The sequence below is a fragment of the Methylobacterium sp. WL7 genome, from assembly GCF_008040085.1.
Lineage (GTDB): Bacteria > Pseudomonadota > Alphaproteobacteria > Rhizobiales > Beijerinckiaceae > Methylobacterium > Methylobacterium mesophilicum.
This window is the reverse complement of sequence record NZ_VRVG01000351.1, coordinates 1-669: the sequence shown is the minus strand read 5'-3', so window position 1 is coordinate 669 and position 669 is coordinate 1. Positions and strand designations below refer to the sequence as shown.

General features: G+C 65.0%; 1 pseudogene. It reads right to left on the bottom strand.

Going from position 1 to position 669, the window contains the following annotated elements:
* Window positions 1–4: 4 nt before the first annotated feature.
* A pseudogene (locus FV233_RS29735) lies at window positions 5–669 on the bottom strand (IS630 family transposase); the annotation flags it as partial.

The window sequence follows — 669 nt, the reverse complement described above, 5'->3', positions numbered from 1 at the left end:
CCTTTCAGGTTGGCTCATAGGCATCGTATCCAGCAGCGGTGAGGTAGTTTCGGCACTCATCCGGTCGGACGGCGGCGAACGCGTCCTCGATGGCGATGGTCAGGTCGGCGGCGGTCCGTGCTGCAGCCGTCCGGAGGAGGGCTTTGACCTTGGCAAAGACCTGCTCGATTGGATTGAAGTCGGGACTGTAGGGCGGGAGGTAGAGAACCCGTGCGCCGACCGCCTCGATGGCCTCGCGCACCCCGGCGACCTTGTGGGCGTTCAGATTGTCGAGGATGACAGTGTCACCGGGCCTCAGCACCGGAGCCAGGATGTCGGTGACGTAGGCGCGGAAGCGCATACCATTCGTGGCTCCATCGAAGACGGTCCTGGCGATCAGTCCCGTGGCGCGCAGGGCGGCGGTGATGGTGGTGGTCTTGTAGTGCCCGTGAGGCACGGCGATCCGGCAGCGCTGACCGCACGGAGAACGACCATAGCGGCGGACCATCTTCGTCGTGGCGGCCGTCTCGTCGAGGAAAACCAAGCGATCCGGATCTAGATCGGGTTGCCCATCGAACCAGTCCTCGCGCGCGGCCCTCACATCCGACCGCTCCTGCTCGGCCGCGTGGACAGCCCCTTTTTACGGGTGATCCCATGCCGGGCGAAGAAGCGTGACAGGCTGCTCGTGCT